Below are 19,118 nucleotides of genomic sequence, written 5' to 3'. Positions count from 1 at the left end.
AACAGTGTTGACAAGAAGGAATAAAATGACTCTTTCTTTTTACACAATTATATGGACTTAATCTACCGTTCTTATGAATTGCGTCATTTTCATTGGTGATTGCGTCATTTTTAATTTTATTGCGTCATTTTCATCGGCGATTGCGTCATTTTTAGAATTATTGCGTCATTTTCTTCAATAATCGCGCTTTATTACAATAAATGGAAAATTACATCCCCTCACTCTATTTAAATCCAACAAAAAAACCCCTGCCAAAGGAGAATATCCCTTCGGCAAAGGCTTTGTTAAAACTAAATATCAACCCGTGATTTCAGTATGAATCAATGTAGGTGCTTCCACATGTTCAGATGTTACTTTAATGCTTTCATATAATTTTTCTTTCACGTTGTCGATGTTTTCATCGTTGCTGTAAATGGTAGCAAGTGATTCACCGGCTTTGACGGCATCTCCGATCTTTTTACGAAGTTCAAGACCAACAGCCAGGTCGATGACAGAATCCTTTGTTGCACGGCCCGCTCCCAACCACATGGCAGCTGTTCCGACAGCATCGGCCACGATTTCAGAAACATACCCATCGTGTTTCGCTTCAAGCTCGATCTTGTACTTTGCTTGAGGAAGCTTGGATGGTTCATCCACCACAGAAGGATCTCCGCCTTGTGACTCAAGGAATACCTTGAAATTCTCAAGAGCCGATCCGTCTTCAATCGCTTGTTGTAATAACGCTCTTGCTTCTTCTAACGTTGAAGCTTTCTCTGCCAGTAATACCATGTGGCTTCCAAGAGTCAGACACAGTTCCGTTAAATCTTCAGGACCTTCCCCTTTTAATGTATCGATCGCTTCCTTCACCTCAAGGGCGTTCCCGATGGCATATCCAAGGGGCTGGCTCATATCGGAAATGACCGCCATCGTTTTTCTTCCCACGTTGTTCCCGATGTTCACCATTGCTTTAGCCAGGTTCTTCGAATCATCAAGTGTCTTCATGAAGGCACCAGCACCCGTTTTCACGTCAAGGACGATGGCATCTGCACCAGCTGCGATCTTTTTACTCATGATCGAGCTTGCAATCAACGGAATGCTGTTGACCGTTGCCGTTACGTCACGCAACGAGTACAACTTTTTATCAGCAGGCGTCAAGTTGCCACTTTGACCGATGACAGCAAGTTTATTCTTGTTCACCAAACGGATGAACTCATCGTTTTCAATTTCCACGTGGAAGCCTTCTACGGATTCCAGCTTGTCGATTGTACCTCCTGTATGACCAAGGCCTCTTCCACTCATCTTCGCTACTGGGACACCAACAGATGCCACAAGCGGTCCAAGTACAAGTGTCGTTGTGTCACCTACTCCACCAGTGGAGTGCTTATCGACTTTAATCCCTTCAATGGCGGACAAATCAATCTGATCCCCTGATTCAACCATGGCCATCGTCAGGTCCGCTCTTTCTCTATCACTCATATCTTTAAAGAAAATGGCCATCGTCAAGGCACTCACCTGGTAATCAGGGATGCTTCCGTCCGTATACCCTTCCACGATGAATTTGATTTCTTCAGTAGATAACTCTTTTCCTTCACGCTTCTTCTCTATTAAGTCAACCATTCTCATTGTTGTCACCCACTCTTTTCAATTTTTCTGAATCAGTTTTTATAATGATTTCACGATTTCTTTCACATATGAAAGGAAATTGGCGCGGACCATTTCCGTCGTTTCCATGACTTCATCATGGGAAAGAGGCTGATCCAAAATTCCTGCAGCCATATTTGAAATACATGAAATTCCCAGTACTTTAATTCCTGCATGACGGGCCACGATGACTTCCGGTACCGTTGACATCCCGACTGCATCACCGCCAAGGGTGCGTGCAAGGCGAACTTCAGCAGGCGTTTCATAAGTAGGGCCTGTATTTCCTACATAAACACCTTCCTGCACTTCAATGGATAGTGTCTTTGCGATTGCTTTCGCTTTTTGACGAAGATCTTTACAATATGCTTCTGACATATCAGGGAATCTTGGCCCCAAGCGGGAGTCATTCGCTCCAATTAGAGGATTGCCGCCCATATTGTTGATATGATCTGAAATCAGCATCAAATCCCCTGCCTGGAAGCTTTCATTCACTCCACCGGCTGCATTGGTCACAATCAATACCTCGACGCCAAGTTCCTTCATTACACGAACAGGGAATGTCACTTTATCAAAACCATATCCCTCATAATAGTGAAAGCGCCCTTGCATGGCTACGACTTCCTGCCCCGCTAATTGGCCAAACACTAATTGCCCGGCATGACCGGCAACCGTTGAAACGGGGAAGTCCGGAATCTCCTTATAAGGGATTTTCACCGAGTTTTGGATTTCATCAGCAAGGACACCAAGTCCGGATCCCAGGATCAATCCGACCTTCGGCTGTCCTGTATATTGATTTTTCAAATGATTGGCTGCGTTTTGGATATTTTCGTAATTCATTTTCTTTACTCCTTTTCAACGTAAAGAGGAGGAAATGAGCCTTTCGTTCAGCTTCATCCCTCTCCTACTCGTATTTTTTATTTTAATTTCGTCAAGAAGCTTTGGCCGAACTTCGGCATGTTCACATTGAAGTTATCTGCAACTGTTGCCCCGATATCTGCGAATGTTTCAGATACAGGAAGTTCTTTCCCTCCATCAAAACGCTTTGAATATACGAGAAGTGGAACATACTCCCTCGTATGGTCTGTTCCTGGAGCGGTAGGATCGTTCCCGTGATCGGCTGTAATGATAAGAAGATCATCTTCTGTCATTTTCTCGAACACTTCAGGCAGGCGTGCATCAAATTCTTCCAACGCCTTCCCATATCCTTCTGGATCGCGACGATGTCCATATAACGCGTCGAAGTCAACAAGATTCAGGAAGCTTAAGCCAGTGAAGTCTTGATCGAATGATTCAACGAGTCCATCCATTCCGTGCATGTTATGCTTCGTCCGAATGGATTCGGTCACCCCTTCACCATTATAAATGTCTGATATTTTGCCAATGGCGATCACATCAAAGCCGGAATCTTTCAATTCATTCATAACGGTACGGTCAAAGGGTTTTAACGCATAGTCATGGCGATTGGATGTGCGTTTAAACGCTCCCGGCTCCCCGACGAATGGACGGGCAATCACCCGTCCCACCAGGTATTCCTCTTCTTTCGTGATTTCACGGGCAATTTCACAGATCTTATACTGTTCCTCAATCGGGATGATGTCTTCATGAGCAGCGATCTGTAAGACAGGGTCAGCTGAAGTATAGACAATCAGAGCCCCTGTTTCCATATGTTCTTTGCCTAACTCTTCAATGATTTCAGTTCCACTCGCAGGCTTGTTTCCAATGATCGTCCTGCCCGTTTCAGCTTCAAGTCTTTGAATGAGTTTTTCAGGAAAACCATCCGGGTACGTCTTGAACGGTTTATCGATATTAAGGCCCATGATTTCCCAGTGACCTGTCATCGTGTCTTTCCCGACAGATGCTTCCTGCATTTTTGTGAAATAAGCAAGGGGCTTGTCGGCCTTTTCAATACCCTTCACTTCTTTAATATTTGAAAGCCCGAGTTTTCCCATATTCGGCATGTTGAGCCCGTTCATATGCTCAGCAATGTGGCCAATGGTATCCGATCCCTTATCGTTGAATAGTTCTGCATCGGGTGCTTCCCCGATACCGACAGAATCCATTACAATCAAGTGAATCCGTTTGTATGTATAATTACTCATTCAAGCAAACCTCCTATATATGATCCTTTTTTAAAAAAGCGGTTACATTTTCGATCTTCAATCGTATCATACCCTTATCTGCTTTATAGCAATCGACAGGATTTAACGTCAGAAGTCTGACATCTATATTCTACTTTTCCCATTCAAAAAAAACAAGAGAGATCCCTTAAAGAATCGTAATTTCTTTATGGAATCTCCCCTCATACTATTAAGCTCTTGGATGGAATTGCGAATAGACATCCTTTAATCGCGTTTTCGTTACATGTGTATAAATTTGGGTGGTGGAAATATCTGCATGCCCGAGCATTTCCTGGACCGCCCTGAGATCTGCCCCATTCTCCAATAAATGAGTGGCAAATGAATGACGAAGAGTGTGAGGCGTCAAATCTTTCTCTATATTGGCTTTCTTGGCAAGAGCCTTCAGGTTCTTCCAAAATCCTTGTCTTGTTAGACCTTTACCATGATGATTCAAAAAGAGATGATCATCTCGGTGCTTCTGGCTTCGTAATTTCAGCCGTGCATCGCCTAAGTATTTCTCAAGGACACTCATGGCCGTCTGACCGATCGGGATAATCCTCTCTTTATTCCCTTTTCCGATGCATCGGACAAACCCCATCGTCAAATGGACATCATCCAATTTAAGCTGGATGAGCTCGCTCACCCTGATACCGGTCGCATATAGGATTTCAAGCATAGCCTTGTCTCTCATCCCTAACGGAGTGGATTCTTCAGGGGCTTCAAGCAAGGCTTCCACTTCAGCGATACTTAAAATCTTTGGTAGTGTCCTTTCAGTCTTCGGCGTCTCGATATGCACCGTCGGATCCTGTTCCGTCGTCTTTTCCCTCAAAAGGAATTGATGAAAGGACCGGATGGATGCTACATGACGGGCGACGGTTTTAGATGACTTTCCCTGACTTTTCAAATGGCCAAGAAATTGAAGGATATTCACCCTTGATACGGCGTTCAGTTCCTCTACTTCTTCCACCTTCGTTAAATATAAGCTATAGTTCTTTAAATCACGCTGATACGACTCGATCGTATTTTTGGCCAGCCCTTTTTCTACTATTAGAAAGTGCATGAAATCTTGAATATGGTCTTCCACACTGCATTACTCCCCGTTCATATAAAAAAATAATAATCGGTCATACCAATGGCTTTCTTCATCTGTGACGGAAGAATATACCTTTACCGCTGCTCCCTCGGGCTCATCATACCTGTGATAGCCTTCGTACTCTTCACTGATCCACATAATACCATAGTAAAACAAAATCGTTGATCCCGTAAATAAAATAAACACCTTAATGGTCTGCCATACCATTTGGACCCCTTTAATCATTCTGTCATCCTCCATATTCGCTGGCCTATTAATACAAGCTATGACGATTTTGAATCGTTTTATACCTTATGGAGTCAGAAACTGCGAAAAATTCTATGTAAGTATGAAAAAAAGCCTTAAAGAGTATGTATGGGATGTTTCCGGATGAGAAACAACACAGGGGTCTTTAAGGCTTTCAGGCATCTTCTTATTCTTCTGGATTTTCATCTTTATCATGGCATCTGGAACAAATCCCATGAAAGGTGAGTCGGTGATCTTTTATTTTAAACTTCCAATCACGTTCGACAATCGTTTCCACATCTTCCAAAAGATCTTCTTGGATTTCATCGACCGCTCCACATTCTATACATACTAAATGGTGATGGAAGTGGGCTGCCCCTTCTTGTCTGAGATCATATCGCGATACACCATCGCCAAAATTGATTTTATCCACAATTTTCAGTTCAGATAACAATTCCAATGTACGATATACGGTTGCCAGTCCAATTTCCGGAGATTTTTCCTTAACGAGGAGGTATACATCTTCGGCGCTGAGGTGGTCTTCTTCATGTTCCAATAACACGCGTACCGTTGCTTCACGCTGTGGCGTAAGCTTGTAGCTGGCAGAATGAAGCTGTTTTTTGATTCGTTCAATGCGGCTTTCCATAGTCCCTTCCTCCCTCGTCAATGTCTTTACTATTATATCAAAAAGGGAGGAAGAAGCAAAATAAAATAATTATAATCAAACAAATGAAATGATTCTTACATAAGAACCATTTCACTTCAATTTCGATATGACCGCTTCCATTAAATTAGGAGAAAGATAAGCTTCAATACTAGCGGCGACGGTGACGATCCCGATTGCCACCACCATGAAGATGACGTATCTGGACAGAAAAGGGATCATCTGGAACTGCATGGATGAGGTATGCCTCATAAAAATCTTCCGTATCAATGTAAGGGAGAAGTTCGCACTGATCGCCCCGATGAAGATGAATGCAGGTATAATGATGATGTTTTGTGGCAATATGCTCACAAAAGATAATAAAAACCCGCTCCAGCTCATTTGATTCACAAGGAATCCTACGGAAAAACCAACCACGACACCTTTCATGAATAATAGAACAAAGATGAGGGGAAGTCCGATGATTGAAATGCCAAGGAGCCACATCAACCCTAGATACTTCACATTATGAAGGAAGCTCTGACGGAAAAGTTCTTCTGAAGACGTCATACTCCCATCCTCCATTTCACTGAAGAACTTACTCAAATAAAAATACAGGTCCTCCTTTTGGGCAAAAGACAAGGAATTAACGACAATGGCACCAAAAATGATTCCCATTAAAAACAGCGTTATGATAAATAAATAGATTGAGGAATGTGCTTGTACATGTTGAACGAGTGGATTTGAATTTGATATTTTTTTACGCATCACAGTGCTCCTCCTAGATATCGATTACTAATCTATATGTACGGGAGTACACGTTTATTCTATTCTATTGAACTTCTATAGGGATAAACGTATAATCATAGAAACTTGAACAGGAGGAATATAGAATGCATAAACCAAGTTTAATCGAATTCCCCTCCAGAATTGAAACTCCACGCCTTTATATTCGGCCATGCATGCCTGGTGACGGCTCAGATGTGTTTCGTGCCATTTCTGATTCGAGAAATGAGTTAAAACCATGGCTCCCCTTCGCCCGGAAAGAAAGCACCCTTGAAGAAGTCGAGGCCGGTGTCCGGGAATCTTATGCAGAGTTCATTAAAAAGACCGATATCCGGCTACATATCTATTTGAAAGAAACGAATGAATTCATCGGTTCAACGGGACTTCACCGCATCGATTGGGACGTACCTAAAGTGGAAATCGGATATTGGCTTCACACGAAACACACAAAGAAGGGATATATCGTTGAAGCTGTGAAGGCGTTGACCCGTTTTGCTCTGAATGATCTTTCCTGCAGAAGGGTGGAAATTCGTTGTGATGAGAGAAATTCTGCCTCACGGAAGGTGCCTGAGAGGCTGGGATTCAAGCTTGAGGGTCTCTTTAGGAATGATCACCTTGATGAGAACGGGATTGATGGACGGGATACGTGTGTATATTCCCTTGTTCCTGGTGATCTGATTGAGATTTGATTACTGCATGGAAGTCAGGCCGGTTTTTTGACCGGTCTGGGTATGTGGTTGAGGTTGAGGTGATTGAGATATGGGAGAGCTTGTGTATTTATGATTTATCTCTCTTATTTTTGAAAATTTGACCTTTAATTTTGTATTAGGAGTTACTTAAGGTCTTTTTTCAATTGAAGATAGAAGATTGATAGAATATGCCCTTACACATGGGGGCAGTTATTTTGTACAAAGCCGGACAGGAAGTCCTAATTGCGTCATAATCCAAAGTAATTGTGTCATATTTTTATTAATTGCGTCAAAATCAGGTTCAATTGCGCATTTTACCCTTTCCATCCAAACAAAAGCCAGACTCCTTCTCAAACGGAGTCCAGCTTCATTCATTTCTTATCCCATAAGCTTCTGCAGCTGCAAATACTGAACCGCATAAGCCGTTTTCGCATCATAAATCCGCTGTTCTTTTATGAGCTGGAGGGCTTCCTCCACTGTCACTTCAATTAATTCGACAAATTCATCCTCATCCGTCTCTCTTGACTCCTGAATGGAATAAAGGTCGCGAGCCACATATAAGTGGACAAGTTCATCGGCAAATCCCGGTGACGTATAAAACGAAATCAAATGTTCAAGATCCCCGCATCCATATCCCGTTTCTTCTTCCAGCTCACGAAGGGCCGTTTTATCAGGTTCTTCCCCCGGCTCAAGCTTCCCTGCAGGAATTTCAATAATGGATTTCTCCAGAGCTTTACGATACTGCTCCACCATCACCAATTTCCCTTCCGGTGTTAACGCAATGACCGCCACGGCCCCAGGATGCTTAATGAGTTCCCTCTTGGATGTTTTCCCATTTGGAAGCTCCACTTCATCCACTTGAAGATCAATGATCTTTCCTTGATAGATACTTTCCGTGTTGAGTGTTTTTTCTTCAAATTTTTTCATCATTCAACTCTCCTTGTTCTGTCATCCACCTTGTCCTCATACATTTTACCATATCCAATTCTAGGATCGAGGTGAAAACCCTTGAAGGTGATCGCTGAAAAAGACCGGATCATCCTGGTAGGTAAAGCTTGGGAAATCAAGGCAAAGCTGAAGCAATATAATCAACACTACGCCACGGTAAAGGAATGGATCGAAGCCAATCGTTGAAGGCAGCCGTTTTCTTTGTTTATTCGTCCCCACTTTCGTTAATATAATAGAGAGTGCTAATGTCGAAAGGACGGATACTATGGAAAAAAGACAAATAGGTAACTCCGCTTTACATGTATCAAAAATGGGGCTCGGCTGTATGTCCCTTGGAACCGAAGAAAGTGCAGCCAAGGACATTGTGAAACATGCTTTAGATAATGGAATCAACTATCTTGATACCGCTGATTTATACGACTTTGGCCAAAATGAGGAAATCGTCGGTAAAGCCATCTCTGAGGTGCGGGGCGATATCATTCTGGCAACTAAAGTCGGGAACCGCTGGGATGACGTGGAAGACGGCTGGCGCTGGGACCCTTCCAAATCGTATATCAAGTCTGCCGTTAAGGACAGTCTTTCCCGCCTGAAAGTCGACTATATTGATCTTTATCAGCTTCACGGAGGGACGATTGAAGACCATTTCGAAGAAACGATCGAAGCTTTTGAAGAATTGAAGAAAGAAGGGCTGATTCGCTATTATGGCATTTCTTCCATCCGGCCGAATGTCATCAAACGTTTCTTGACTTCTGCTTCCATTGAGAGCGTGATGATGCAGTACAGCCTGCTCGATCGCCGACCGGAAGAATGGATGGACCTCCTGGATGAAAATAAGGTGAGCATCGTGGCACGAGGTCCTTTGGCTAAAGGGCTTCTTTCTGAAAAGATGCTTTCCAAAGCATCCGCCAAAATGAAAGAGGATGGCTATCTGGACTATTCTTATCAAGAGCTTGAAGAAACTCTGAAGTCCATCCATGGAAAAATGGGGGACAACCGTTCAATGAACGAACTTGCCCTTCAATATATTCTCGCTCATGAGCCGGTGGCTGCTGTCATCCCTGGAGCAAGTTCTGTTCAACAGCTTCAGGAAAACGTCGATGCTGTCAATTCAGGACCCCTATCTTCCAATGAGCTTGAGATGCTAAAACAATTAACAAAATTATCACGATATGAGCAACACAGAGATTGAATGAAAACTAAGCGGGTCAGGGTTTCTTAATTCCCTGCCCGCTTATTATTTTCATGCCAGCTTAACGCCTTTTTCTCAAGGTCCTTCACAAATTGATCTTTCCCTTGAATGTAGCCCTCCATATCCTGCGGGAACTTCTTTGCAAGCATTGACTTCAGTTCACCATACCGTCGGGCTTCCCCGTCATGCTCTCTTAAATAATCGCGAAACGCTATGTGCCTGATCACATGATGAATTCCATAAGGGAAAATGTGAAGATGGACGGCTCTCTCATTACCTTCTCCCTTATAAAAATAGCGGCGATTCGTGATGCCATTCTCACCTTTCCCCACAAAATCCAGTTGATTGAATTCGTCTGTCAGGTAATCAACACCCTCGAAGTCGGGCACTTCAATTAATATGTCTATGATCGGTTTAGCGGCTAATCCCGGTACGGAAGTCGACCCTATATGATGAATGGCTGCATCGGGAAGAAGCTTAGTCAGGATGCGTTTTTCCTTTTCAAATGTCTCTTTCCAGACAGCTTGATGAGGCACCACTTTTACATCCCTCATCAATCCTTGTAATTCTTCCAATTCATATTGCTTTCATTTAACAACTCTTCAAAGCTTTTATTTTTCTCACGCTGTTTCTTCTCTTCTATTTTCCGGAGTCGCTCTTCTTCCTTCTTCACAGACTCTACCTTTTCAAGCTCTGCTTTCTTTTCTTTCAATTGTTCAAAGAGGTCGCCACTGATTGAGTTTTTTAACGTCATTTCTGCTTCCTGTTTCTTTTTCTTAGACATGTCCTGATTCCCCCTATCTGTCATAGTTATAATTCTTTTTATGATTTTAGTCAAAAGTCAGGCTCAAAAAAAGCCGGTTAAAAGGGGGAATACACCTCCTCCTAACCGGCTGTTTACATCAATAGGCTTCGAGTTTCACATCTTCCCCGATGATCAGCTTGGCATCCGTGGATGATTGGATATCTTCCACCGAGAAGCCGTTTGCCACTTCACGGAGGAGTAATCCTTCCTCCGTTACATCCATCACGGCACGATCCGTGATGATGCGGTGCACAACGCCTTTACCTGTCAATGGCAACGTGCATTCCTTCAGGATCTTGCTCTCACCCGCCTTATTGACATGCTCCATGATGACGATGATACGCTTGGCCCCATGGACGAGATCCATCGCTCCGCCCATTCCTTTAATCATCTTCCCCGGAATCATCCAGTTGGCAAGGTCCCCGTTTTCGGCTACTTCCATTCCTCCGAGGATGGCGATATCGATATGCCCTCCTCGTATCATTCCGAATGACTCAGAGCTATCAAAGTAAGAGGAGCCCGGAATCGCTGTGACAGTCTCTTTTCCGGCGTTGATAAGGTCGGCATCCACTTCGTCTTCCCCCGGATAAGGGCCTATACCGAGTAATCCATTTTCCGATTGAAGGACAACCTGTTTGTTTTCTGTTATATAGTTGGCCACCAGTGTAGGCATCCCGATTCCTAAATTGACATAGAAACCATCTTCAATTTCCTTTTCTGCTCTTCTTGCTATTCTTTCACGCATTTTGGCACGCTCCATTCCGTTCCACTCTCCTTCCTATGCTTGCTTTACTGTTCTTCTTTCAATGCGCTTCTCCTGCTCGGCCTGAATCAGGCGCTGAACATAGATGCTTGGTGTGTGGACTTCATTCGGATTGATGTCACCGATTTCAACAAGCTCCTCGACTTCGGCGATCGTCACTTTCCCGGCAGCTGCAATCATCGGATTAAAGTTTTGAGCCGTTTTGTTATAAATCAGATTCCCCATCTTGTCGGCCTTCCACGCCCGTACAAGCGAGAAGTCTGCCGTATAGGCTTCTTCTAGTAAATATTCTTTCCCATTGAATGTCCGTGTTTCTTTTCCTTCCGCTACCGGCGTCCCGACACCTGCAGGCGTGTAGAAGGCAGGGATCCCTGCACCACCTGCACGGATTTTCTCCGCAAGAGTGCCTTGAGGAACGAGTTCCACCTCAAGCTCTCCCGATAAAACCTGTCTCTCAAATTCTTTGTTTTCCCCGACATATGAACCTATCATTTTATCAATCTGCTTATTTTGCAGTAATAAACCCAGTCCCCAGTCGTCTACACCACAGTTATTTGAAATGACGGTCAGGTTTTTCACACCCTTTTTCACAAGGGCAAGGATGAGCTTTTCAGGGATCCCGCACAGACCGAATCCTCCAACCATTAATGTGGCTCCATCGTGGATGTCTGCCACGGCTTCGTCGTATGACGTGTATACTTCTTTCATTGTATTCCCTCCTCGAATTTGGATTTTTTCAATTTCTTATTTATGAAGTTCAACAACTGTTGCTACTCCCTGTCCACCACCGATACAAAGGGTAGCCAATCCGTTTTGAACGCCTCTTTTTTTCATTTCATGGATCAACGTCACCAGAATTCGTGTTCCACTGGCTCCAATCGGATGACCTAGAGCAATGGCTCCCCCATTCACATTCAGGGCATCTTTCTTGAACTGAAGTTCCTTATCCACGGCTAATGATTGAGCAGCGAATGCTTCATTTGCTTCAATTAATTCCATGTCCTCAATTGTCATCTTTGTTTTTTCCAATACTTTCTTCACCGCGGCCACAGGTCCGATTCCCATGACGCTTGGATCCACACCTGCATTTGCGTTCCCTTTGATCGTCACTAGAGGCGTGATGCCAAGTTCGTCTGCTTTCTTCCTGGACATGACGACAACAGCAGCTGCTCCATCATTGATGCCCGATGCATTGCCGGCTGTCACAGAGCCATCTTTTTTGAAGGCAGCCCGAAGTCCAGATAACTTCTCGGCAGTTGAGCCTTTACGCGGGAACTCATCCTGACTGAACACGATGGGATCCCCTTTTCGTTGCGGAATGGAAACCGGAACGATCTCATCATCGAATCGGCCGGATTCGATGGCAGCAGCAGCTTTCTGCTGACTCCATGCAGCGAATTCGTCCTGTTCTTCTCTTGTCAGAGAGTAACGGTCACATAGATTCTCTGCCGTCACACCCATATGGTAATCATTAAAGGCACACCATAAGCCGTCTGATATCATGCTGTCGACGACTTTCTGGTCCCCCATTTTGTAACCTTCCCTTGCTCCCTGCAGTAAATATGGAGCCTGACTCATATTTTCCATTCCACCTGCAACGATGATGTCAGCATCCCCTGCGAGGATTGCCTGCGTTGCGAGATGAACCGTTTTTAATCCTGATCCACATACTTTATTTATCGTCATGGCAGGTACCTGCTCAGGCAGTCCTGCTTTGATGGATGCTTGACGGGCGGGATTTTGACCCAATCCTGCCTGCAACACATTCCCCATGATCACTTCATCCACATCACTACCGCTTAAACCAGCCTTTTCAAGGGCATCTTTAATCACGATCGCTCCAAGTTCCGGAGCGGAAATACCTTTTAAAGATCCGTTAAAGCTTCCGATGGCTGTGCGTACTGCACTCACAATGACAACTTCATTCGACATCTTTCTTCCTCCCTTTCTCTTCTGACTGATGTGCTTGCCTATTCGTTACTTACTGAAAACAGTTCCACTTTAACTCATTCTATGTAAGCGGTTAAATTCCTCTAAATTTGTCAAAAAATTTTTATATTGATTTATATGTCGAAATTTTCTTAAAATGAAAGAGGGAGGGAAATTATGAATTTACCTAAAAAAGCTACGATTATCGAAGTAGGTCCGAGAGACGGCTTACAAAATGAGAAGAATTTTGTCCCGACGGATGTTAAAAAAGAATTTATCCTTCGTTTGAAACAATCGGGAATCAACGAAATGGAACTGACTTCGTTTGTGTCCCCGAAATGGGTTCCACAAATGCAGGATGCGAGTGACATTGTCGATTCCTGCATGACACTGAATTCACGCGATATGGTACTTGCTCCTAATAAAAAGGGGATGGAACGGGTTTACGAAACAGGCTGCCGGTCTGTCGCAGTGTTTGTTGGCGTGAGCAACACGTTCAATCAAAAAAACATCAATAAGACAACGGATGAAGCCCTTAAAGACCTTGCGCCGCTTATTACTGAGTTAAAAGAAAAGGGCTATTTCGTGAGAGCCTGCATTTCTACCGCTTTCTACTGTCCATATGAAGGGAGGGTCAAGCCTCTTGACACTCTTTCACTTTGTAAGCGATTTGTTTCTTTGGGAGTGGATGAACTGAGCGTCGCCGATACGATCGGCCGTGCCAATCCGTCTGAAGCGTATCATCTTTTTACAAGGTTGAAGCAGGAAATACCTCATACATTACTGACAGCACATTTCCATGACACCCGCAAAATGGCCCTGGCGAATATCCTGGCGTCCCTTCAAGCGGGGATTGACCGCTTCGATACAAGTGCCGGCGGGCTTGGGGGCTGCCCTTTCGCTCCCGGTGCGACCGGAAACGTGGCAACCGAGGATGTTGTGTATATGCTCGAAGACATGGGGATTATCACAGGGATTGATCTGGAGAAGCTTGCACATGCCATCGAAGTCGTTAAACCGCATGTCAGCCGCCCGATCGAAAGCGGTTACTACCGTCTCCATGAATTGAATCATTAATGCATAGGCCCTTTCTCCTTCGAGCATTCTAAAGATGATACCCTCTAAGGAGATGAGTTACATGAGCCAAAAACGCGATAAAGGATTCAGTCAAAAAGGGAAACCGAATGCAGATACGGTTTCAAACACCATGGCGAAAGAAGATCTTGATAAAGCCATCCATCCAACTAAAGGACAAAATGCTAAATCATAAGTCCTGAATTAAACACCGATTAAAAAGAAGTGTCTCTTCCTGAGGCACTTTTTTTCATCCTCAAAAATTCCGCTTATTTCCTTTATTTGCTACAATAAAAATAAACGATATTCCTTTGAGGTGATGACACATGAGAAAAAAATGGGCCATACTCGGCGGCACCCTTTCTTCTATCGGGCTGCTTGGGGTTTATATTACGAATCGATTTATGTATTTACCGAAAAAGGGGGATGACTTCATCCGGGCTCGGGAAACCGAATCGACCCGGCTGATCGAAGAAGAGTATGACTCCCTTCCTAAAGAAGAAGTCCTTATTCCTTCTCGGTACGGTTATGATATTAAAGCGATAATCGTGAAGCCCCACCCTCATAAAAAATTCATGATCTTTTCCCATGGAGTGACGGAAAACAAGTGGAATTCCATCAAGTACATGAACCTTTTCATCAAACAGGGGTTCAACGCCGTCATTTATGACCACAGGCGCCATGGGGAATCAGGGGGGAAGACAACGAGCTATGGATACTTTGAGAAATATGACCTGAAGGCGGTCGTGGATGAACTGATCCGCCGGGAAGGGGACGATGTATTCTTCGGAATCCACGGGGAATCCATGGGGGCTGCGACTCTGCTTCTTTATGCCGGAAGTGTTGAGGACCGGGCTGATTTTTATATTGCCGATTGTCCCTTCTCCGACTTTGGGGAACAGCTTGCCTACCGGATGAGTGCAGAAGTGAAGATGCCTGCAAAATTCCTCCTCCCCCTCGTGGATGGTACGCTGAAGCTGCGACAAGGCTACACATTAAAGGATTTATCACCTATTTCGGTAGTCCAAAACATTCAAAAACCCGTATTATTCATTCACAGCAAGAACGATGATTTCATCCTTCCTCAAATGACCAAGGAGCTTTTTGAGAAGAAACAGGGTCCAAAGGAGCTTTTCCTTGATTTCAGCGGGACCCATGCCCAGTCGTATAATGATAACCCGGAAGAATACGAGGAATTGATCCAACGGTTCTTAGAGCAATTTGTTATAGAGGGAAAGGATGTCGTCTCATGATTCCAACTGATTTCAGGTTAAAAATGCAAACGATGTACGGAGATGCGGGGGATGATTGGATTACGGTAACGGAAGAACTCATGGAGTCATTAAAAAATCGACTCCAGTTAACCTACGGTGATCCTTTTTCACTGAGCTATAACTTCGTGATTCCGGTCCAAATCGGGTGTGAGCGGGACGCCGTGTTAAAGATCGGGTATCCGAACAGTGATTTCTCCAATGAGTTTCATGCTCTGCAGGATTTTCAAGGAAAGGGAATGGTGAAGATGCTCGACTTCAATAAGGAAGAAGGCTGGATTCTTTTAGACCGCCTCATGCCGGGATCTTCCCTCCTCTCTATTAATGATGAAAAAGAGGTGCTCTCTGTCTTCTCCCATACTGCCAAGCGACTTTGGCATAAGCCTGTCAGCAACCACCCCTATCCTACGGTTCAGTCCTGGTCAAAGGGAATTGGAAGGTTACGGGAACGATTTAACGGGGGAACTGGCCCCATTCCTCATGAGCTCGTCGCTAAAGCTGAAGCCCTTTATCCGGAATTGCTGAGTTCTTCCACAGATCTCTATCTTCTTCACGGTGATCTCCATCACGGAAACATTCTCTACTCTGATTCTTCAGGCTGGACAGCCATCGATCCCAAAGGGCTGCTTGGAGAGAGAGAATATGACTGCATTCAGTTCATGTTGAATGAGTGGGAAAAGTGGGATACTCCCATCGAACTGCTTCGGTATAGGACCGGGACCTTGGCTTCCCTTCTTTCCCTCTCCTACGAGCGGTTGATCTCATATGGATTTTGTCATGCAGTTCTATCTGCATGCTGGTCTGTGGAGAGCGATTTGGATGGATGGAAAACCGGGGTTTCTTTGGCGGGGATGTTTGAAGAGCTATTGGAGAAATAACGTTTTTTATTTTACATATAATGGAATTTACTGTTAGGAAAGGAGCAAAAACAGAACATGGAATGGGAGAGGTTCTCTATGAGGGAAATCGCATTGGCCTTTGGAAATATTTTTGGAGGAATTGCGCTTATCGCGATCCTTGCTTCTTTGTGGGGAAGATTTGAGACCTGTTTTCTTCATAGGCTTACTCTCTTCCGCCAACATCTCTTCCTTTTCGCCCTCACCCTTTTCATTGAAGTTCTATCCCTTCTTTTCATCTATATCTTTTTCCACATGGCCATCCAGGATGCCTTGTTCATTTCAAGCGTCTTCTTCCTATTTGTCACTCGGGTGATCCCGTATCACTCCCGTTTTAATATGAATACGGAAATGTTGTTTTTAAAGAAATTCGGCCTATCCTCACCGATTCAGGTTTTCAGACCCGTACTCTCCCCTTTTTTCGTTGGGACCCTCCCGTATTCCACCTGTGGATTCATTATTGCGTTTGGTTGGCGGTATTTTTTTTAAAACAGTGAAAGCCTCCGGTTGGCGCCGACCGGAGGCTTTCACTTCTATTCCCGTGGAAACATCAGAAAGCTCATTCTTCCATTAATGATCTGACCGGGGCTTTTTAATTGAAACGTGTTGCTTTCTTGGGAAAAGTCGATTTTCAACTCTTCATCGAGGAAGACCATCTTTGACTTTTCTACGAGTATCGGGTAGCTGTTCGTTTCTACTTCTATATCTTCACCATCTGCGGGATGCTCGACAAACCATAAAGTAGGAATGCCGCTCACTACACAGCCACAGCCTTCTGTATCATACTTTAGCTTGAGATGACCTTTTTCGTTTTCTATTTTATCCTGGATCTTTCGGATTGCTTCGTTCGTCAGTTCGATTTTCATTTGATGACCTCCTCTGCCCTTTATCCTACCACATTTTATTTGTTCCTTTTAGAATATTGCTTTTTTGCTCTTTTCACCTTACTATCGATAGTGGGGATTCTTTTGTATTTTCTAGAAAGGGTGGTTTTTTATGACAAAAGCTCAAATTAAAGTGAATGATAACGGTTCTTTTCGCGTTAGCGGCGATGTGGAACTGATCGATGCTGATGGGAATGTGTTTCCAACCAAACAAGTGTTTACCCTTTGTCGCTGCGGCTTATCTGCCAACATGCCGTTTTGCGATGCTTCACACAAGGGGAAATTCGATTCCTGCGTTCGTGCTGAAAAGATATTGGACGAAGAGTAGTTTGAATGAAAAGAGAGACTTCGCGCGAAGTCTCTCTTTTCATTCAAAAAAACGAATGTCCACAACGCTTGCCAGTGGAATATAGTGTACCTCTTCAAACCTGTCGACCACGTGCAGCTTGCCTTCCATTGAGTCGACATGGTGAATGGTGCCAATCAATAATTGATGACGGTACTTCACATAATGAGTAATCGACACCAGCTTCGCGAACTCCATCGCTTCCGCCACGACTTCATTCATCCTGTCAAGCTCCTGCTCGTCAAGTTCGATCCTCTTTTCGTGTGTATCTTCCTTGGCCCAATCCCTTAGGAGTTTTACATGCTCCGGGAGCATCATGGATGTCCATTTGATTCTTCCTCGATCGCGGATCAACTCTCTCACCTCCCCATTCTTTACGATTTATGTCCGCCCACCAGGCGGGCACGATGCCTTGCTGTTCCTGCTTCCGTGTAGGAGACGGCGCGGAGAAGGGCCCCTGATCCATATCTATTCCGGATGCGATCCACCACATACCCAAGCTCACGTTTTTCCCAACGGTCAGGCTCAAAAAGGGACACTTGCATCGCTCCGTCCTCCACTATATTTGAAAGAGTGATGTTGATTTTGCGGACGGTTTTTCCATTGTAGTTCTCTTCGAATAGTTCCAGGCACACCCGGTACAAGTCCATGGTGATATTGGTCGGTTCCACTATCGTCCTTGACCGGTGGAAGCCGCCGCCGAATTCTTCGTGGCTGTAGCCTATTCCAAAGCTGACGGTCCTCCCAGCCTTTCGATGGGTCCGGGCGCGTCTCGCGACTTCTTCGCACATTTCTAAAATGACGCGTTTGATTTCCTTTTTCTCCTTATAATCCCTGAGGAGAATCTGACCCTTGCCGAAGCTGATCTGTCCATCCATGATCGGGGCCCCGATTTCGGACAGATCCACTCCCCATGCATGGTGATAGAGCTGGTTCCCCATCACGCCGAACTTCTCCTCAAGCTTCCCGAGGTTATACTTTGCCAACTGCCCGACAGAGAAGATTCCCATCCGATTGAGGGTCTTTTCAAGGCGTCCGCCTATCCCCCACATCTCGCGTAACGGTGACAGGGGCCACAGCTTCTCCGGGACGTCTTCGTATGTCCACTCGGCAATCCCCTCTTTCTTTGCTTCAAGATCCAGGCACAGCTTGGACAGAAGCATGTTGGGGCCGATCCCGATGGCGCATGGAAGTTGGAATTCCCTTTCCATATCGTCTTTGATTTTCCCGGCGATGGTGGTCGCATCCCCCCAGAGATTCGTCGCTCCATCAATCTGGATGAAGCTTTCATCCACGCTGTACGTATGGATGGCATCCTTCGGTACATAACGATGAAACAGACGGGTAAGCTCCGTCGAAATCCGTACATACGTCGCCATTTTCGGCTCTACAAGCCGGATTCGCGAGTCGTTCGGAATTTCAAACATCCGCGAACCCGTTTTGATACCAAAGTCCTTCTTCATCCTGGGCGAGGCAGCCAGCACGATGCTTCCCTGCCGGCTTTTATCCCCCACTACAGCCAGGTGGCATTCAAGAGGATCCAGCCCCTCCATGACAGCCGAACAGCTAGCATAAAAGCTCTTCATATCGATGCACAAAATCTTGTGGTGTGGCAGCACACTGTAATCGACAGTCATATCTTCGCCCTCCATTTTACCTAAAATAGAACAAACGTTCTTATATAGTATAGTTATGATTCTATACGAATATACGTTCCCTTTCAACTTAAATTACTGGAAACGGAGAGAATAATAAGAAAAGCGGAGGCGGCTTGGTCAGGCCCGACAAGCATGAAAGACACACACCTAAGTCAGATCCTGTCGATATTTTTGTTATGAAT

The 19,118-nt window shown here is 44.7% G+C and carries 25 protein-coding genes; 9 read left to right on the top strand and 16 right to left on the bottom strand.

Translation table 11 applies throughout. The features are described from left to right. Window positions 1-297 precede the first annotated feature (297 nt). The 7 genes from SLH55_RS15625 to spoIIM all read right to left on the bottom strand — a co-directional run bounded on the left by SLH55_RS15625 (window position 298) and on the right by spoIIM (window position 6,466). Window positions 298-1,602: a pyrimidine-nucleoside phosphorylase gene (locus SLH55_RS15625; protein ID WP_219168405.1), complete on the bottom strand. Its 1,305-nt coding sequence runs from the start codon at window positions 1,600-1,602 to the stop codon at window positions 298-300. Between the two features lie 39 nt (window positions 1,603-1,641). Further along, window positions 1,642-2,457: a purine-nucleoside phosphorylase gene (locus SLH55_RS15620; protein WP_219168406.1), complete on the bottom strand. Its 816-nt coding sequence runs from the start codon at window positions 2,455-2,457 to the stop codon at window positions 1,642-1,644. Window positions 2,458-2,534: 77 nt separating this feature from the next. Continuing rightward, on the bottom strand, window positions 2,535-3,719 hold the full coding sequence (deoB, locus tag SLH55_RS15615) for a phosphopentomutase (RefSeq protein WP_320323905.1): 1,185 nt from the start codon (window positions 3,717-3,719) through the stop codon (window positions 2,535-2,537). Window positions 3,720-3,927: 208 nt separating this feature from the next. Beyond that, entirely contained in the window at window positions 3,928-4,821 is an 894-nt protein-coding gene (gene xerD / locus SLH55_RS15610; RefSeq protein ID WP_219168408.1) for a site-specific tyrosine recombinase XerD, read from the bottom strand. A gap of 6 nt (window positions 4,822-4,827) precedes the next feature. Next, on the bottom strand, window positions 4,828-5,055 hold the full coding sequence (locus SLH55_RS15605) for a YqzK family protein (RefSeq protein WP_219168409.1): 228 nt from the start codon (window positions 5,053-5,055) through the stop codon (window positions 4,828-4,830). Window positions 5,056-5,242: 187 nt separating this feature from the next. Further along, entirely contained in the window at window positions 5,243-5,701 is a 459-nt protein-coding gene (locus SLH55_RS15600) for a Fur family transcriptional regulator (protein WP_219168410.1), read from the bottom strand. Between the two features lie 111 nt (window positions 5,702-5,812). Then, the gene (spoIIM, locus tag SLH55_RS15595) at window positions 5,813-6,466 is read right to left on the bottom strand and encodes a stage II sporulation protein M (RefSeq protein ID WP_219168411.1); all 654 of its coding nucleotides are present in this window, start codon (window positions 6,464-6,466) and stop codon (window positions 5,813-5,815) included. 125 nt (window positions 6,467-6,591) lie between these two features. Between spoIIM and SLH55_RS15590 the strand changes: the two genes are divergently transcribed. Beyond that, complete coding sequence (locus SLH55_RS15590) at window positions 6,592-7,173, top strand: GNAT family N-acetyltransferase (RefSeq protein WP_320323904.1); 582 nt, start codon at window positions 6,592-6,594, stop codon at window positions 7,171-7,173. Window positions 7,174-7,551: 378 nt separating this feature from the next. Here the strand turns inward: SLH55_RS15590 and SLH55_RS15585 are convergent, their stop codons facing one another. Then, the gene (locus tag SLH55_RS15585; protein ID WP_219168620.1) at window positions 7,552-8,100 is read right to left on the bottom strand and encodes an NUDIX hydrolase; all 549 of its coding nucleotides are present in this window, start codon (window positions 8,098-8,100) and stop codon (window positions 7,552-7,554) included. 81 nt (window positions 8,101-8,181) lie between these two features. Between SLH55_RS15585 and mciZ the strand changes: the two genes are divergently transcribed. Both mciZ and SLH55_RS15575 read left to right on the top strand, forming a co-directional pair. Beyond that, entirely contained in the window at window positions 8,182-8,307 is a 126-nt protein-coding gene (gene mciZ, locus SLH55_RS15580; protein WP_219168413.1) for a Z-ring formation inhibitor MciZ, read from the top strand. Window positions 8,308-8,386: 79 nt separating this feature from the next. Further along, on the top strand, window positions 8,387-9,310 hold the full coding sequence (locus SLH55_RS15575; RefSeq protein WP_219168414.1) for an aldo/keto reductase: 924 nt from the start codon (window positions 8,387-8,389) through the stop codon (window positions 9,308-9,310). 26 nt (window positions 9,311-9,336) lie between these two features. On the opposite strand, the gene SLH55_RS15570 is transcribed toward SLH55_RS15575, so the two are convergent. The 5 genes from SLH55_RS15570 to SLH55_RS15550 form a co-directional block, all read right to left on the bottom strand. After that, a complete protein-coding gene (locus tag SLH55_RS15570) occupies window positions 9,337-9,885 on the bottom strand; it encodes a GrpB family protein (protein WP_257475085.1) in 549 nt (182 codons plus the stop codon). Further along, window positions 9,864-10,094, bottom strand: a complete 231-nt coding sequence (locus SLH55_RS15565) for a YqkE family protein (RefSeq protein WP_219168415.1) — start codon at window positions 10,092-10,094, stop codon at window positions 9,864-9,866. The genes SLH55_RS15570 and SLH55_RS15565 overlap by 22 nt, the downstream gene beginning before the upstream one ends. A gap of 118 nt (window positions 10,095-10,212) precedes the next feature. Beyond that, window positions 10,213-10,875 (bottom strand): CoA transferase subunit B, encoded by a 663-nt coding sequence (locus SLH55_RS15560; protein ID WP_219168416.1) that lies wholly within the window; start codon window positions 10,873-10,875, stop codon window positions 10,213-10,215. 18 nt (window positions 10,876-10,893) lie between these two features. Further along, on the bottom strand, window positions 10,894-11,586 hold the full coding sequence (locus SLH55_RS15555) for a CoA transferase subunit A (RefSeq protein WP_219168417.1): 693 nt from the start codon (window positions 11,584-11,586) through the stop codon (window positions 10,894-10,896). A 36-nt stretch (window positions 11,587-11,622) separates the two neighbouring features. Then, complete coding sequence (locus SLH55_RS15550; protein ID WP_219168418.1) at window positions 11,623-12,810, bottom strand: acetyl-CoA C-acetyltransferase; 1,188 nt, start codon at window positions 12,808-12,810, stop codon at window positions 11,623-11,625. A gap of 174 nt (window positions 12,811-12,984) precedes the next feature. Between SLH55_RS15550 and SLH55_RS15545 the strand changes: the two genes are divergently transcribed. The 5 genes from SLH55_RS15545 (at window position 12,985) to SLH55_RS15525 (ending at window position 16,537) form a co-directional block, all read left to right on the top strand. Further along, the gene (locus SLH55_RS15545; protein ID WP_320323903.1) at window positions 12,985-13,884 is read left to right on the top strand and encodes a hydroxymethylglutaryl-CoA lyase; all 900 of its coding nucleotides are present in this window, start codon (window positions 12,985-12,987) and stop codon (window positions 13,882-13,884) included. 61 nt (window positions 13,885-13,945) lie between these two features. Next, a complete protein-coding gene (locus SLH55_RS15540; RefSeq protein WP_257475086.1) occupies window positions 13,946-14,077 on the top strand; it encodes a hypothetical protein in 132 nt (43 codons plus the stop codon). A gap of 130 nt (window positions 14,078-14,207) precedes the next feature. Next, window positions 14,208-15,134, top strand: coding sequence for an alpha/beta hydrolase (locus tag SLH55_RS15535; protein WP_219168420.1), 927 nt, complete (start codon window positions 14,208-14,210; stop codon window positions 15,132-15,134). Continuing rightward, window positions 15,131-16,030, top strand: coding sequence for an aminoglycoside phosphotransferase family protein (locus SLH55_RS15530; protein WP_320323902.1), 900 nt, complete (start codon window positions 15,131-15,133; stop codon window positions 16,028-16,030). Before SLH55_RS15535 ends, SLH55_RS15530 begins: the two co-directional genes overlap by 4 nt. 78 nt (window positions 16,031-16,108) lie before the next feature. After that, entirely contained in the window at window positions 16,109-16,537 is a 429-nt protein-coding gene (locus SLH55_RS15525; protein ID WP_320323901.1) for a hypothetical protein, read from the top strand. A 44-nt stretch (window positions 16,538-16,581) separates the two neighbouring features. On the opposite strand, the gene SLH55_RS15520 is transcribed toward SLH55_RS15525, so the two are convergent. Continuing rightward, the gene (locus SLH55_RS15520) at window positions 16,582-16,914 is read right to left on the bottom strand and encodes an iron-sulfur cluster biosynthesis family protein (protein ID WP_219168423.1); all 333 of its coding nucleotides are present in this window, start codon (window positions 16,912-16,914) and stop codon (window positions 16,582-16,584) included. A 130-nt stretch (window positions 16,915-17,044) separates the two neighbouring features. Here SLH55_RS15520 and SLH55_RS15515 point away from each other — a divergent pair, with 130 nt between their 5' ends. Next, entirely contained in the window at window positions 17,045-17,260 is a 216-nt protein-coding gene (locus SLH55_RS15515) for a CDGSH iron-sulfur domain-containing protein (protein ID WP_219168424.1), read from the top strand. A gap of 39 nt (window positions 17,261-17,299) precedes the next feature. On the opposite strand, the gene SLH55_RS15510 is transcribed toward SLH55_RS15515, so the two are convergent. Next, on the bottom strand, window positions 17,300-17,632 hold the full coding sequence (locus tag SLH55_RS15510) for a YolD-like family protein (RefSeq protein ID WP_219168425.1): 333 nt from the start codon (window positions 17,630-17,632) through the stop codon (window positions 17,300-17,302). Between the two features lie 20 nt (window positions 17,633-17,652). Then, on the bottom strand, window positions 17,653-18,915 hold the full coding sequence (locus tag SLH55_RS15505) for a DNA polymerase thumb domain-containing protein (protein ID WP_219168426.1): 1,263 nt from the start codon (window positions 18,913-18,915) through the stop codon (window positions 17,653-17,655). Window positions 18,916-19,118: the final 203 nt, after the last annotated feature.

The organism is Rossellomorea sp. YZS02 (genome assembly GCF_033963925.1).
Taxonomy (GTDB): Bacteria; Bacillota; Bacilli; order Bacillales; family Bacillaceae_B; genus Rossellomorea.
Note: the sequence above shows the minus strand (reverse complement) of the source record. Positions and strands in the feature narration are given on the sequence as shown.

Excerpts from the sequence above, each read along its gene's own strand:
- SLH55_RS15625 (WP_219168405.1), bottom strand. The coding sequence starts at position 1,602 with ATGAGAATGGTTGACTTAATAGAGAAGAAGCGTGAAGGAAAAGAGTTA.
- SLH55_RS15620 (WP_219168406.1), bottom strand. The coding sequence starts at position 2,457 with ATGAATTACGAAAATATCCAAAACGCAGCCAATCATTTGAAAAATCAA.
- deoB (WP_320323905.1), bottom strand. The coding sequence starts at position 3,719 with ATGAGTAATTATACATACAAACGGATTCACTTGATTGTAATGGATTCT.
- SLH55_RS15605 (WP_219168409.1), bottom strand. The coding sequence starts at position 5,055 with ATGATTAAAGGGGTCCAAATGGTATGGCAGACCATTAAGGTGTTTATT.
- SLH55_RS15600 (WP_219168410.1), bottom strand. The coding sequence starts at position 5,701 with ATGGAAAGCCGCATTGAACGAATCAAAAAACAGCTTCATTCTGCCAGC.
- spoIIM (WP_219168411.1), bottom strand. The coding sequence starts at position 6,466 with ATGCGTAAAAAAATATCAAATTCAAATCCACTCGTTCAACATGTACAA.
- SLH55_RS15590 (WP_320323904.1), top strand. The coding sequence starts at position 6,592 with ATGCATAAACCAAGTTTAATCGAATTCCCCTCCAGAATTGAAACTCCA.
- SLH55_RS15585 (WP_219168620.1), bottom strand. The coding sequence starts at position 8,100 with ATGAAAAAATTTGAAGAAAAAACACTCAACACGGAAAGTATCTATCAA.
- SLH55_RS15575 (WP_219168414.1), top strand. The coding sequence starts at position 8,387 with ATGGAAAAAAGACAAATAGGTAACTCCGCTTTACATGTATCAAAAATG.
- SLH55_RS15565 (WP_219168415.1), bottom strand. The coding sequence starts at position 10,094 with ATGTCTAAGAAAAAGAAACAGGAAGCAGAAATGACGTTAAAAAACTCA.
- SLH55_RS15560 (WP_219168416.1), bottom strand. The coding sequence starts at position 10,875 with ATGGAGCGTGCCAAAATGCGTGAAAGAATAGCAAGAAGAGCAGAAAAG.
- SLH55_RS15555 (WP_219168417.1), bottom strand. The coding sequence starts at position 11,586 with ATGAAAGAAGTATACACGTCATACGACGAAGCCGTGGCAGACATCCAC.
- SLH55_RS15550 (WP_219168418.1), bottom strand. The coding sequence starts at position 12,810 with ATGTCGAATGAAGTTGTCATTGTGAGTGCAGTACGCACAGCCATCGGA.
- SLH55_RS15545 (WP_320323903.1), top strand. The coding sequence starts at position 12,985 with ATGAATTTACCTAAAAAAGCTACGATTATCGAAGTAGGTCCGAGAGAC.
- SLH55_RS15540 (WP_257475086.1), top strand. The coding sequence starts at position 13,946 with ATGAGCCAAAAACGCGATAAAGGATTCAGTCAAAAAGGGAAACCGAAT.
- SLH55_RS15535 (WP_219168420.1), top strand. The coding sequence starts at position 14,208 with ATGAGAAAAAAATGGGCCATACTCGGCGGCACCCTTTCTTCTATCGGG.
- SLH55_RS15530 (WP_320323902.1), top strand. The coding sequence starts at position 15,131 with ATGATTCCAACTGATTTCAGGTTAAAAATGCAAACGATGTACGGAGAT.
- SLH55_RS15525 (WP_320323901.1), top strand. The coding sequence starts at position 16,109 with ATGAGGGAAATCGCATTGGCCTTTGGAAATATTTTTGGAGGAATTGCG.
- SLH55_RS15520 (WP_219168423.1), bottom strand. The coding sequence starts at position 16,914 with ATGAAAATCGAACTGACGAACGAAGCAATCCGAAAGATCCAGGATAAA.
- SLH55_RS15515 (WP_219168424.1), top strand. The coding sequence starts at position 17,045 with ATGACAAAAGCTCAAATTAAAGTGAATGATAACGGTTCTTTTCGCGTT.
- SLH55_RS15505 (WP_219168426.1), bottom strand. The coding sequence starts at position 18,915 with ATGACTGTCGATTACAGTGTGCTGCCACACCACAAGATTTTGTGCATC.